This is a genomic window from Blautia sp. MB18-30 (assembly GCF_023669475.1).
In the GTDB taxonomy this organism is placed as follows: domain Bacteria; phylum Bacillota; class Clostridia; order Lachnospirales; family Lachnospiraceae; genus Blautia_A; species Blautia_A fusiformis.
This window is the reverse complement of record NZ_JAMOYY010000012.1, coordinates 61,572-75,212: the sequence shown is the minus strand read 5'-3', so window position 1 is coordinate 75,212 and position 13,641 is coordinate 61,572. Positions and strand designations below refer to the sequence as shown.

Sequence of the window (13,641 nt, the reverse complement as noted above, 5' to 3'; positions counted from 1 at the left end):
TACATCCGCTATTCTATCTGTTATTTTAACTGAATATCTCTTTGAAACAAAAGGGCGCCGGAGAAATTCTTCCCCGGCGCTTCCTGTTGTCATAATCCTGATACTGTAAAAATAATTATCTGTAAATGATGTCGTTTCTTCCTGGTCCGTTAGAGATCATTGTGATCGGGAATCCAATATGTTTTTCTACGAACTCTACATATTTTCTGCAGTTCTCCGGAAGATCCTCATATTTTTTGATTCCACGGATATCGCATTTCCATCCCGGAAGCTTCTCAATAACCGGTTTTGCTTTCTCAAGCTGCACAGTTGTCGGGAATTCTGTTGTCACCTCTCCGTCGATCTCATAGCCTGTGCAAACCGGGATCTCATCCAGATATCCCAGAACATCCAGTACTGTAAAAGCAACGTCTGTAGCTCCCTGGAGACGGCATCCGTATTTGGATGCAACACAGTCGAACCATCCCATACGTCTCGGACGGCCTGTAGTAGCACCGAACTCACCACCGTCACCGCCACGTTTTCTCAGCTCATCTGCTTCCTCGCCGAAGATTTCAGAAACGAATGCACCTGCTCCAACTGCACTGGAGTAAGCTTTGCATACGGTTACGACCTTCTTGATCTCATATGGAGGCAGGCCTGCACCGATAGCACCATAAGCAGCCAGTGTGGAAGAGGATGTAACCATCGGATAGATTCCGTGATCCGGGTCTTTCAGAGTTCCGAGCTGTCCCTCAAGAAGAACCTGTTTTCCCTCTTTCAGTGCATTCCAGAGATAGAGAGATACGTCGCATACGTATGGCTCAACCATCTTCTTGTATTCCATCAGCTCATTCATGATGTCTTCCGGTTTCAGAAGAGGCTTATGATAGAGATGCTCAAGTGTTACGTTCTTGGTCTCGCAGATACGTACAACCTTCTCTTTCAGTGCTTCCTCATCAAAAAGCTCACTTACCTGGAAGCCGATCTTTGCATATTTGTCAGAATAGAACGGAGCGATTCCGGATTTTGTGGAACCGAAAGCCTTGCCTCCAAGACGCTCCTCTTCATACTGATCGAACAGAATGTGGTAAGACATTACCATCTGTGCTCTGTTGGAGATCAGGATCTTCGGTGCCGGTACTCCACGGCCTACTACTTCGTTGTACTCCTTGAAGAATACCGGAATGTTCAGTGCAACACCGTTTCCGATGACACTGGTCGTATGTCCGTAAAACACACCTGACGGAAGTGTATGAAGTGCGAATTTACCGTAATCATTTACGATGGTGTGGCCCGCATTGGCTCCACCCTGAAATCTTACGATGATATCGGCTTTCTCAGCAAGCATATCTGTGATCTTGCCTTTACCTTCATCTCCCCAGTTTGCTCCTACTACTGCAGTTACCATAACACAGTTCCTCCTTGTGTCTTTCTCTATTATTCGGAACGGCATGTTCTCTGCCTGTAATACACAGAGACACGTCATTCCTGTCTGTGTTCATTTCTTAATGTTTATAACATCTTGGAATTATACGTTGATCTCAACCTTAACGCCAAGCAGATCCTTATGTGCATCCAGAACCGGCTGTACCACATTGGCGATAAATGCCTCTGTCTGCTCTTTGGCACGTCCTGTATATCTGGACGGATCCATGGATTTCTGAAGATCCTCAAGAGTCAGGTTAAATGCCGGATCTGCTGCGATCAGCTCAAGAAGATTGTTATCTTTACCCTCTACCTTCACGTTCTTTCCTGCTTCCATGGAAAGCTCACGGATACGCTCATGAAGTTCCTGACGGTCTCCGCCTGCCTTAACTGCATCCATCATGATATTCTCAGTTGCCATAAATGGAAGCTCAGACATCAGTCTCTTCTCGATAACCTTCGGATAAACAACCAGTCCGTCTACAACATTGAGGCAGAGATCCAAGATTCCGTCGATCGCAAGGAATCCTTCCGGAACGCTGAGACGCTTGTTTGCAGAGTCGTCCAGAGTTCTCTCAAACCACTGTGTTGCAGATGTGATCGCCGGGTTCAGTGCATCGATCATCACATATCTGGACAGGGAAGCAATTCTCTCACTTCTCATCGGATTTCTCTTATATGCCATAGCGGAAGATCCGATCTGGGATTTCTCAAATGGCTCCTCTACTTCCTTCAGATGCTGAAGAAGACGGATATCGTTGGACATCTTATGTGCACTTGCAGCGATTCCCGCAAGGATATTCAGCACACGGGTATCAACCTTTCTGGAATAGGTCTGTCCGGAAACCGGATAGCAGGATCTGAATCCCATCTTCTCTGCGATCATCGGATCGATCTTGTCGATGGTCTCCTGATCCCCGTCAAAAAGTTCCAGGAAGCTAGCCTGTGTACCGGTTGTTCCCTTGGAGCCAAGAAGCTTCATAGTGCTTAATACATACTCAAGGTCCTCAAGATCCATCAGGAATTCCTGAGTCCAGAGAGTTGCTCTCTTACCTACGGTTGTCGGCTGTGCCGGCTGGAAATGAGTAAACGCCAGAGTCGGCTGATCCTTATACTGTGCAGCAAACTTGGAAAGCTCAGCGATCACGTTCACAAGTTTCTTGCGGACAAGTTTCAGTGCCTCTGTCATAACGATGATATCCGTATTATCTCCTACATAACAGGAGGTCGCTCCCAGATGGATGATACCTTTTGCCTTCGGGCACTGTACACCAAACGCATACACGTGAGACATTACATCATGGCGAACCTGACGCTCACGCTCCTTAGCCACATCATAGTTGATATCATCCGCATGAGCTTTCATCTCGTCAATCTGCTCCTGGGTGATGTTAAGGCCAAGCTCACGTTCCGTCTCAGCAAGTGCGATCCACAGCTTTCTCCATGTGCGGAATTTCATGTCCGGGGAAAAAATGTACTGCATCTCTTTGCTTGCGTACCGCTCTGACAGCGGGCTTACATATCTGTCTGTATTCATTATTATCCTCCTGATTACATACATCCGGGCCGGAATGGCGAATGATCCGTTATCTGCCCGAATCTGGTTAATTCACGCCTCTTGAAATTATATAACATTGCCTCTTTAAAAGCAACCGTTTGTTACTCCATACCCTGATGGAATTTTCCCAAAAATTCCTTCATTCTGCCATTTTCGGAAGAAAATACCTCCTGCGGCGTTCCCTCCACTGCGATCACACCCTTATCCATAAAGATGATACGGTCGGAAATATCTCCTGCAAAATTCATTTCATGAGTAACGATCACCATGGTGATATGCTCCTGAGCAAGATCCTTGATAACCTTCAGGATCTCACCGGTCAGTTCCGGATCAAGTGCAGATGTAGGTTCATCAAAAAACAGGATCTTCGGATTCATACAGAGCGCACGGGCAATGGAAACTCGCTGCTGCTGTCCTCCGGAAAGCTGAAAAGGATATGCCTTCTCCTTGTCTGCAAGGCCCATTTTCTTAAGAAGGCTTCTTGCCTGGGCGTAAACCTCATCTTTCTTTCTCTTCTGCACCTTCAGAGGTGCATCCACTATATTTTTCAGTACGGAAAAATGCGGAAACAGATTGAACTGCTGGAACACCAGTCCCACATCACCGTTTTTGATGATCTCGCCGCTGTCCGGCGTCTCAAGTCCTGTGGCACAACGCAGGATGGTTGACTTGCCGGAACCGGAAGGACCGATGATACTTAAAACTTCTCCCTCTTCCACGTCAAGAGAGATATCTTTGAGAACTTCCAGTCCGTCAAAGCTTTTTTTGATATGTTTCATTTCAAATAATTTCATATTTTATACTCTCCATTCCGGTTAGCGATAGTAATTCATACTTTTCTCAACCTTCTGCATCACAACAGCCACGATCAGGTTGAACACATAATAAAATATCGCAGCGATCACAAATGGCATCATTGTTGTCTGTGCACTTGCGATCTGCTTGGCAATGGTAAACATCTCCGCAACTGCCACAACAAACGCAAGGGAAGTATCCTTGACCAGCGTAATGACCTCATTTGTAATAGACGGCAAAATCCTCTTGATCACCTGTGGAAGGATGATGCGGAAAAATGTCTGCACCTTATTGTATCCAAGGATCTTTGCAGCTTCATACTGTCCCACCGGCATGGATTCAATGCCGCCGCGATAGATTTCTGCAAAGTAAGCTGCATAGTTGATGGCAAATGCGATAAATACAGCGATCAGACTATATCCCATGGAAATACGGATCCCGAAGATAAAATAAGGGCCGAAATATACCACCATCAGCTGCAGCATCAGCGGCGTTCCTCTCATGATGGATATGTACCCGGATACAATGGTACGGATCACTTTGTTTCTGGACATTCTGCCAAAACAGATCAGAAGTCCCAGCGGCAGAGAAAACAGCAAGGTTACAAAAAAGATCTCAATAGAGACCAGCATTCCTCCTGCCAGCTGCTGGAGCATTACACTAAAACTCATTTTTTTCCTCCTGGTTCGGAGTATCAGTCCCATTTATCGGACTGATACCTGTAATTCCTGTAAACAACAGGAAATGAGCGTGTACGGCAGCTCTTTCTGCGCCGAAGCACCCTCATTTCCTTTTTATGCGGAAGCTTCAAAAGCTTCTGCTATGTTTCTTATTTCTACTGCTGTTGGATAGCTTAAAAAAATATCTTCACAGCTTTTACTGTGCCGGATCTGTACCGGATCATTTGGATTCAGAATCGGTTTCTTTCTCTGTGCTGTCTGCACTTTCTTCTGTGTCAGCTTCTGCTGAATCAGAATTCTCTGTCTTATCCTTGTCCTCGCTGATGCAGAGCATGCTCTTATCCAGTTCATACTTATCTGCAAGCTTGTCAACCTCACCGGACTCGTCAAGCTTCTTGACCTCATCCCATACGAGATCCTTCAGTTCATCATTTCCCTTCTTGAATCCGATGCCATACTGCTCGTTCTGGATTGGCTCGTCAAGGATCACATATTTATCCTTGCCTCTCTGGGAAAGCTGATAGTTAGCAACACCGATATCAACAGCAACAGCGTCTGCAGCTCCGGAATCAATATTCATAAATGCAGTGTTGTAGTCCGGATTCTCTGTAAGAGATGCAAAGCTGTCCTTCAGTTCCTTATTGTCATCGTTGTTCAATGCGTCCAGTGCAGCGGATGCAGCCTGTACAACTACGTTCTTGCCCTTAAGATCCGCAAGCTTCTCAATTCCGGAATCCTTGGCAACTACGATCACCTGCTCATTGTTGATGTATGGATCACTCCATGTATAGTCATCCTCACGTCCGTTGATAGTAAATCCATTCCATATACAGTCGATCGTTCCGGAGTTCAGCTCCATATCCTTGGAATCCCAGTTGATAGGCTTCTTAACAAGTTCCCAGCCAAGATTATCACATACTTCCTGGGCAAGGTCAAGGTCAAATCCTACATATTCTCCGTTATCATCCTTATATCCGAACGGAGGATATTCAGCATCAAATCCTACGATCAGGGTCTTATCCTCAACACCTGCCTGTACACTCACTCCTGTTACCATCATTCCTATTGTCATCGCTGCCGCCATTACTACTGCAACTGTTCTTTTCTTCATGGTCATTCTCCTTTTTTCGGTTATCTCTTTATCACATGGTCACTCTACCACGTGAAAGCGTATGGTTATAGTAACATACCCAAAAGGAGCTGTCAAGAGCAAACCTTCTGCTCTGCCAGATAATCTTTGTATTTCTTTCTGGCCGTTTTCAGATATGTTCTGGAAATTGGGATTTCCGTCTGTCCGACCACAAAACTGTTCTTCTTAAGTGAAGTTACCTTCTCCATGTTAATACAAAAGCTCTGATGACATCTCAAAAAGCTGCTGTCTGACAGCTGTCCCGAAAAATCCCCCAGCCTGGCTCTGCAGCTGATCTTTTTTCCATCGGTAAGATGAAATGTCACACTGTGAAGACTACTGGATATATATGCCAGATGATCGTGCTGCAGTGTATAAACATGTGTCCTGTAGCGAAAATACAGCGCTCTTCCGCCTTCACGCCTGCATACCTCCAGGATATGTACCAGAACATGTTCCAGTTCTCCACTTTCAACCGGTTTGACCAGATAGTTATAGGCAAACACTTCAAATGCTTCTTTATAGAATTTTTCATTCTCTGCCACCAGCACAACCGGGATATAATGTCCTTTCAGGCGCATTGTCCGTACAGTTTCCAGACTCCTGCCCTGATCACCATCCAGCCCCAGAAATATCAGATCGCAGATCTTGTGTCCCTCTGCCAGTCCTTTCAGAAGACTCTCTCTGGTCCGATACAGAAGGAGCTCTGCATCAGGGACCAGTGTGGAAAGCTGCCTGTACAGCTTCTGTGCATCCTTTCGTATTTCATCACATATCGCGATCGTCATCACTGCCATTGCCGTGTTTTCCTCCCTCATGCTCTTTCTGATATTAACATTTTATTTTCAAAGAAAGACCTACGCAATATGTGCTTCTAATTGTGCCTTGTTTTTTTACAAATTATTGCAATTCATGATCTGTTTTCGTATAATAATGTCATATAAGCACCAAAAGGAGTACTACTATGTCTGATTTCAGCAACAAATGCCGGGAATACCTAAAGGATACAGGAGAAAACGTTTATCAGTTATCTGCTTCTTCGGGACTTGACCGTACCTCGCTACAACGTATGATCACAGGGAAACGTCTTCCCGGTATTGATTTTGTGCGCCAGTTCTGCGATTCCCTCCGGATCAATCCTTCCCAACGCAGGGAACTGATGGAATTATATAAAATAGAAAAAATTGGAAAAGAAATATATTACAACCGCAAATATATACAGGAACTTCTGGGTGTTATCAGCTCCCAGCAGGTCATTTCCCGGGAGGGTTTTCTCAGGCTTCCAGCCTTTCCCTTTTACCGTGGAACTTTTTCTCTTGATGTGGAAAAGAAGGTCCTGAGCCTTTTTGAGGACATCCTGTCTTCCGGTTCTTCTGAAACGATCCGTACCAACCTTCCGGCCAACTGCCGGCTTCTTGTACAGATCTTTTCCCATCTTTATCCCAAATATGAGAAACTGCCACCGGTGATCCAGATTCTGCCGCTTCACCAGAACCCGTCCGCCTCACCGGATTACAACATGAATCTGGAAACCTTTCTCTGCACACTCCTTCCGATCCTGTCAGGTTTTGTGGGCTACCAGCCATATTATTACTATACTCAGACAGGCCGAGAGTTTTCCAGCTATGAACTGTTTCCTTTTTTCTTACTCACTGAAAAAAAACTGCTGCTGTTATCCTCGGATATGATGACCTGTATTTTTACTGAAAATCCGGAAGCGATCCACGCATATCAACAGGAATTCCGGCGGGTTCTTGAGAATTCCAGTCAATTCTTCCTGCAGTCGGATTCTCCGAACAGGATCCTTAATATCTTTGGTTCTATCATGCAGACAAAGATCTCAACAAATTTTGCACTGGAATCTCATCCCTGCCTTGCACTGATGTCCTATGGTCCGGGCTTTATTCAGTCATTGTTTGATAACAGGGATATCGATCTTTCCGATCCGGTCTATACCCAGCTGGCAGCGGTTCTGAACCAGACTTCCTTTTCTTTTACAGAAGCTGCCTTTTCCTGCAATTATTTTACACTGAGCGGGATCCGGAAATTTGCCCGTACCGGACTCCTTGACGGACCTTATTCCTACCATCAGACCCCTCTTCCGAAAGAAGAACGAAAAAAAGCCCTCAAGCATCTTCTTGACACAGATATGGGACATGAAAAATGCAGGATCCTGAAGCCTTCCGTACTTCCTGAAACCGGGATCCATCTGGAAGTTCTGTCTGACTATTCCGTTTTTCTCTGCTTTCTTTCCGAAAAAGATACTTTTCTCTGTATCTATCTGAAAGAGACCAGTATCGGACAGGCCCTGAATGATTACCTCTGTTCCCTGTCTGAGGAAGAATCCGTATATACAAAAAAAGAAGCCCGGCAGATCCTGCTGGGACTTCTTGAACAGCTTTAAGAGCCGGTACTTCTGTGATATTCTCTTGTGAGATCCTCCAGGATCCTGTCGGTTTCTCCGGATGCGATATGCTGCTCCGGGAGACCGGCAAAGCTTTTCAGAGCCTGGTCAGTTTCCTGCCTTACCATTTCATCTGTCTTCAGATCTTCTTGTCGTTTCCTGTATTCTTCTTCACTGTGAACACTGCGGTAGGCCAGAAGATAAACCTTCATCGCTTTCTCTGAATGATTCTCCTTCCATGCTTTCCAAAAGCAATCCAGCGCTTTATCCATCTGGAACAGGTAACTGTATGCGCATCCCTGATTATGCAGGATCCTTTCACGCATCTCTCCGGTGATTTCTTTCCCGCCATGCTCCAGAAGCTTCTGATAAACACGGAGTGCATTCACATACATCCGATTCTCCATCAGCGCATCTCCTTTACGTTTCTCCCGTATTTCTTCAGGTTCACGTTTTCTGGCTTCAATGCGCCCGTTTAAGGTCTTAAGCTCTTCATAAGCCAGATAATTGATCTCTTTAAATATCGGATACAGTACTTCTTCAAGTCCGGCCTCTCTTCCAATATAAGGTTTCAGCTTGGCCGCAAGCTTCGGAAGCTCCAGTTCTTCCTCCAGCCAGGTACAGAGCTTACTGCTGATCAATGAGCTGTCCACAAGATAAAGATTGTTATAAAGATAATAGCAGAGTTCTTCTATAGAATAGATATTGGTACTGATATTTTCGATATAAAACGGCTTCTCTGCCTTTTTTACCTGACATAAAATATATCCGCTCATGCCTGTTTCCTTTCTTCCTGCTCATCCCATCGTACCAGTTCCCTCCAGATCTTCCCACTGGAAGGATACATTTCGCCAAAGCCCAGATCCTCTACTGTGATCTCACAGTCTCTCGGCGATACGTATTTCAGCGTGAGGGAAAGCCTTGAAGTCCGATTAGGCCGCTTTGGCAGCCCCTCAAGTGCCATGGCCACACGTTTCTTCTCGGTTTCTTCCGGAATACTTACCACAAATACCAGTTCACTGGTATCATCCAGGATCAGCTCGCAGGATGCACTGCATTCATACCAGTTGCTGCCACTTTCGATCAGCGGATAGTAAGCCGGAGAGCCCATCACCCGCATATCCATTCCTACGTCCGCAGTCACCAGCGAATCACTTAAATAGCGGTAACCTTTGAGTTTTTTATCCTCCAGCCTGTCCTTACCGGCTATGCAGGCTCCCTTTGCAAAAAGATTGTTTCCGTAAAAAACCTTCCGTCCCTGATGACACAGGAGCTTTACAGACTGCTGTGCCCACTGCTGGTCAAATCCTTCTCCCGTGATCTGCACACTGGAGAAGAGCTCTTTGCCGAGAGTCTTACTGATAAAACGGTAAAATTCCACATCACGGATCTCTTCTTCCGGTTCAAGCTTTGTACTGACCGGATCCTCCAGTTTTACAAGCACCGGTCTGGAAGAGCCGTTGATGGTCAGCTTCCGGAAAGTTACCGTATCGCCTGCAAAGGCATACCAGCCTACACTTCGATTCCAGGTTTCCCGTTTCTGTCCCAGTGCATAATAATAAAAGCTCTCGCCATAGTCCATAAGCATATATTTCTCACGGGAAAAACCTGCAAGGCTGCAGGCCTTCTGATAATTCCGTACCTGAAGTGTACTAAGCTCCGGCGATGTGATACAAAGACACCGGGTATTCTTTACGATATCCTGGATTCCCAGAAATTTCAGGATTCCCCTTAGAAAATGTGCCAGAAGCTCTGCCGGCTCTTTTTCCTCTCCTGCCACCTGGATCTTTTCTTCCTTCTGACAGATATCATAAATATTTCCGATCATGATCCCGCCCTTTTCCCTGGCAAAATACTCTGCTTCCAGGCCTACGCAGTAATCACCGTGATCGGTACGATAGCAGATACAGCCCGGAGCTTCGTACTGACTGGCTCCTACCTTCATGGAAAGAGAACGGGCTTCTTCTGCTTTTCTGTCATAATAACAGATCTGTGTGTATTCTTTTCCAATATCAATTCCTATGATCAAGTCACGAATTTCATTCATCTTTCCGGTTCCTTCTCTATGACAAACATTTCATTAACGTACTGTTCCTGCCGGAGATACTGTGCCAGCTTCTCCTTCACTTCCGTGCCTTTCTCCAGTTTCCTTGCACAGAGTATCTGATTGATCAGCTGATATTTGCTGGATGCCTGGTCATTACTCTGGCTCATGGTCAGTATTTTTTCTTCCGTTTTGTGTACACCGGTTTCATCTTCTGTCTGGAAATAATATCGCAGGGTCTCTCCATAAAACAATGTAAATGCTCTGGCAAAAATTCCCTCATAGACATTTTTGAGCGGTTCACTTTTATAGTCCGGTACAGTTCCAAGTCCTGTATCCAGGGAATAATACAGTGTGACCAAAGTCTCCGGTGAAGTATGATACTCTACAAAAGTCTTATCATCCAGCTGATACGGTCGCAGGATACTCTGATCCAGATTCCGGAAAAACTCAAATAGCATTCCTTCCTTTACACAGGAGGAGAGGATTTTTTCCTCCATTTCCAGATTTTCTTCATCAGCAGTTTTTTCTTCGGAAAGCAGTTTCAGAAGGGTCAGGTCACAGATCCGGTCTCCGGGCCACTCCTTTTCTCTGCGATTTTTCAGATACTCCTTAAGTCCAGGCATCTCCGGCATTTCTTTTACAAACATTCCGTAAGACATCAGAGTCAGATACGCACCGATCACACTCTCTTTTCCGGAATGGCGGATATATGCTTTCAGGATATCCGCACCCTCTGGCCGGTAATCCCAGTTAAACATCAGAAGAGAAAGGATCCTCTCCTCCAGATTATAGGTATCCATCTCAAACCCACAGGCACTTTTCCAGATATCCAGAAGTTCATCCACAGGTCCAAACCGGAATTTCATCAGATACATGAGGATCACTTCATCATAGATTCCCTGTCGGTATACATGAGAGGAAAGTGCGATCAGCTCTTCGTCTTCCGCACAATCACAGCGGATGATCATACGGCTTACCAGCTTCAGAAGAGCACGCTCCTCTACTCCTTCAAATCCAAATGCTTCCACCACGCTCATAGCCTGCGGAAACAGTCCCCGCTGGATCAGGATCTCCAGAAGGGTTTTCCGGTCGACCATGGCATATTCCCGATAATCCATCATCTCCAGACAGGCATCCAGATCTTCTCCCTGCACGTGATCCTGATAATAATCCAGGATCTTTTTGCGGATCAGCCTCTTATATTCATCGGTAAACGCCGGTGAAAGGACCAGTTTCTGAAAAATTCCCAGATTCTTACGACTGATCTCCTGACCCTGACAGTAATACAAAAGCACAGCCGGTTCATCCGCCCCTTTTTCCAGCACTGCCGGAACCATCTCACGATCATCAAAAAGTGGTGTCAGATTATAATCTACCGTAGCAGCATAACGTCTCTGTTTTTCATCCTGAAATACAACGGCCGCATCTTCGCTGCAGATCCTTGGGTAAGCGATCCCATGGATACACGGATAGATTTCTTCCTGTTTCATCTGTCTGTGACGGACGATCACACTGCGAACCTTCGGATCATCCGTATACAGCCGGCAGGTAAACATTCTGGAGGCGATCACCTGCGCTTTTTCGCTGTCCGATGGTTCCCGCATGAATTCCTGATAAACAGCGGCATAATTTTCATTCATCCGGCCTTCCCGTAACTTACGGAAAGCAAATTCCTCCATGCTTTCACGATAACTTTCGTATGTCTGTGGATCACGTTCCTTCCCTGCAATGATGCATGCATACAGATAGGCACGCTTGGAATCACCGAGAGTATTGTTGTTATAGGTAAAATACATCAAAAGCGGTTTCGGCAGGACTCTCCGATAAGAAGTATCCAGTGTTTCCACATAATATTCATACAGCCGTGTGATCCGGATCCCGCGGTCCACGGCAGCGGAAAACCACTGAAAATATTCCGGTTTTCTTGGATTTCCCTTCATAATATATTTACAGATAGCTTCCACGGTATCATCCGACGGAAAGGCTTCACATCCCATGGCCATAGCACGGTACAAACTTTCGTTAAAAGCTTTCTCATAACCGGAAAGATATGCCAGGCGCATGACCAGCTCTTCCGTCAGCATCTGTTCTTTTCCTGCAAAAAGGAATACCTGGGCCCAGAACCCATTGATTCGATGCAGCAGAGACATATCTGCACAAATACGGTTCCATGCTTCCAGATACAGAAAAGGACTTGTACATCCCCGCTCAAAAAGTTCCTCCATCAGAAAGATCTTTTTTGACGGAGAAAGCGTATGATCCATTTCAAATACCAGTTTCAGAAGGATAAAGCTGTCTTCCTTCTGCATCTGGAAATTCTGTACCTTGCGGAGGGCCTGTTCCTTATCCCGGTACAGCCCGGTCTGTGTACACAGATACAGATAACTCCCTGCCAGTTCCAGTTCATTGTAATGAAAGGATTTATTCTGATAACGCTCAAGGATTTCTGAAGCCTGGTCATCTTCTCCTTCCAGATGAAGAAGATAGGCTTCCAGAAGCTGATATTCCGGATATTTCAGTCCGTTTTCGCCCATACGGTCAAGCTTCTCATGAGTAGAGGCTGTCCAGGCCTGAAAATCTGTTCTTTTACAGAGATATCCCAAGTATTCCTTCATCAGAGATATCCGGTACTGTTTTTCCAGAAGATCCAGGTTCACGGCACTCTCAGTTCCTCTGGATGCAAGAACGTGATATACCAGTTTCTGGTATGGGGTTTTTACAATGATCTCGCCGTACTGATTTCCTTTTCCCAGTTTTTCCTGGCGGATCACATAGTTTATTTCACAGGTACTTCCGATAAAATCCTCTTCTGTGACCACATGCTTGCCTGCCTCCAGAAAATCCCCGTTTACCTCAATATCTGCCCGCAGGTGTCCCCATCCGCTCCTGTGGATATAAAGGGATTCCTGAACAGATTCACTGACATCATAAAAACCGGCCTCTTCTCTGTTCAGACTCAATGTCACCTTTTCCTTGGCACCGGCTGCGATCAGAAATTCCTCCAGATGCTGATAGGTCACCGGCTGCTGTGACATTCCTGCATAAAGAGAACGGATCTTCTCGCTCTGATCACTCAGGATCAGGGAAAAATGGCGTTCTGTAAAGATCCGGTAAGCCTCATGGAAATCTTCCTTTGCAATATGCAGAAATTCTTCCAGAGAAGCTACCTTTCTGCCTGCACTCTTCACCTCTTCCGTCTGTACCTGTACAGTGAACGGCAGCTTATATTCTCCGATACTGGTAGTAAAACACAGCCAGCCTTCAAAGCTCTCTCCCGGCCTCATTCCCTCTGCATCTACCCCATAAGGCATGCGCACTGTGGTTCCGGAAAAGCGGTCAAATCCCGGCACCAGTCTCCGGTCAGATGAAGTCACAAAGCCACTGATCCTGCGGTTGTCATCGGTACCGAAATAAATCTCATCCTTTGTAGTCTCTCCTGCCTTCAGCGTAGCGAAAATACGGTCCTGTGAAAACAGAAGCTCAGGCTGTTCATAAATAAATTTTCCGTTAAGAAGCTGTTCTATCCTCTTTTTCAAAATATATACTCCTCATCAATATACACTGATTGTTGTCACTCGTATTTTATGATTATACACCAGATCAGAATGTGGCGCAACAGGT

Annotated in this window: 10 protein-coding genes; 1 reads left to right on the top strand and 9 read right to left on the bottom strand. The window is 45.7% G+C overall.

The window, feature by feature from the left end; translation table 11 throughout:
* Positions 1–115 precede the first annotated feature (115 nt).
* From NCY57_RS07575 to NCY57_RS07550, 6 genes are all read right to left on the bottom strand, one after another.
* The gene (locus NCY57_RS07575) at positions 116–1,390 is read right to left on the bottom strand and encodes an adenylosuccinate synthase (protein WP_022426147.1); all 1,275 of its coding nucleotides are present in this window, start codon (positions 1,388–1,390) and stop codon (positions 116–118) included.
* Positions 1,391–1,510: 120 nt separating this feature from the next.
* Positions 1,511–2,944: an adenylosuccinate lyase gene (gene purB, locus NCY57_RS07570; RefSeq protein ID WP_044961987.1), complete on the bottom strand. Its 1,434-nt coding sequence runs from the start codon at positions 2,942–2,944 to the stop codon at positions 1,511–1,513.
* A gap of 122 nt (positions 2,945–3,066) precedes the next feature.
* Complete coding sequence (locus tag NCY57_RS07565; RefSeq protein ID WP_173739605.1) at positions 3,067–3,759, bottom strand: amino acid ABC transporter ATP-binding protein; 693 nt, start codon at positions 3,757–3,759, stop codon at positions 3,067–3,069.
* A gap of 21 nt (positions 3,760–3,780) precedes the next feature.
* A complete protein-coding gene (locus tag NCY57_RS07560) occupies positions 3,781–4,431 on the bottom strand; it encodes an amino acid ABC transporter permease (RefSeq protein WP_022426149.1) in 651 nt (216 codons plus the stop codon).
* Positions 4,432–4,660: 229 nt separating this feature from the next.
* Positions 4,661–5,551: an amino acid ABC transporter substrate-binding protein gene (locus tag NCY57_RS07555; protein WP_044961985.1), complete on the bottom strand. Its 891-nt coding sequence runs from the start codon at positions 5,549–5,551 to the stop codon at positions 4,661–4,663.
* Between the two features lie 92 nt (positions 5,552–5,643).
* Positions 5,644–6,366 (bottom strand): LytR/AlgR family response regulator transcription factor, encoded by a 723-nt coding sequence (locus tag NCY57_RS07550; RefSeq protein ID WP_044961983.1) that lies wholly within the window; start codon positions 6,364–6,366, stop codon positions 5,644–5,646.
* 167 nt (positions 6,367–6,533) lie between these two features.
* On the opposite strand from NCY57_RS07550, the gene NCY57_RS07545 reads away from it, so the two are divergent.
* On the top strand, positions 6,534–7,973 hold the full coding sequence (locus tag NCY57_RS07545) for a hypothetical protein (RefSeq protein ID WP_250789589.1): 1,440 nt from the start codon (positions 6,534–6,536) through the stop codon (positions 7,971–7,973).
* Here NCY57_RS07545 and NCY57_RS07540 read toward each other — a convergent pair.
* Genes NCY57_RS07540 through NCY57_RS07530 form a run of 3 tightly spaced genes read right to left on the bottom strand, consistent with a single transcriptional unit; the run spans position 7,970 to position 13,556 of the window.
* The gene (locus NCY57_RS07540) at positions 7,970–8,749 is read right to left on the bottom strand and encodes a hypothetical protein (protein WP_021652345.1); all 780 of its coding nucleotides are present in this window, start codon (positions 8,747–8,749) and stop codon (positions 7,970–7,972) included. The genes NCY57_RS07545 and NCY57_RS07540 overlap by 4 nt on opposite strands.
* Entirely contained in the window at positions 8,746–10,020 is a 1,275-nt protein-coding gene (locus NCY57_RS07535) for a DUF5716 family protein (RefSeq protein WP_118752550.1), read from the bottom strand. Before NCY57_RS07535 ends, NCY57_RS07540 begins: the two co-directional genes overlap by 4 nt.
* On the bottom strand, positions 10,017–13,556 hold the full coding sequence (locus tag NCY57_RS07530; RefSeq protein WP_250789588.1) for a DUF5717 family protein: 3,540 nt from the start codon (positions 13,554–13,556) through the stop codon (positions 10,017–10,019). Before NCY57_RS07530 ends, NCY57_RS07535 begins: the two co-directional genes overlap by 4 nt.
* Between the last annotated feature and the right edge of the window lie 85 nt (positions 13,557–13,641).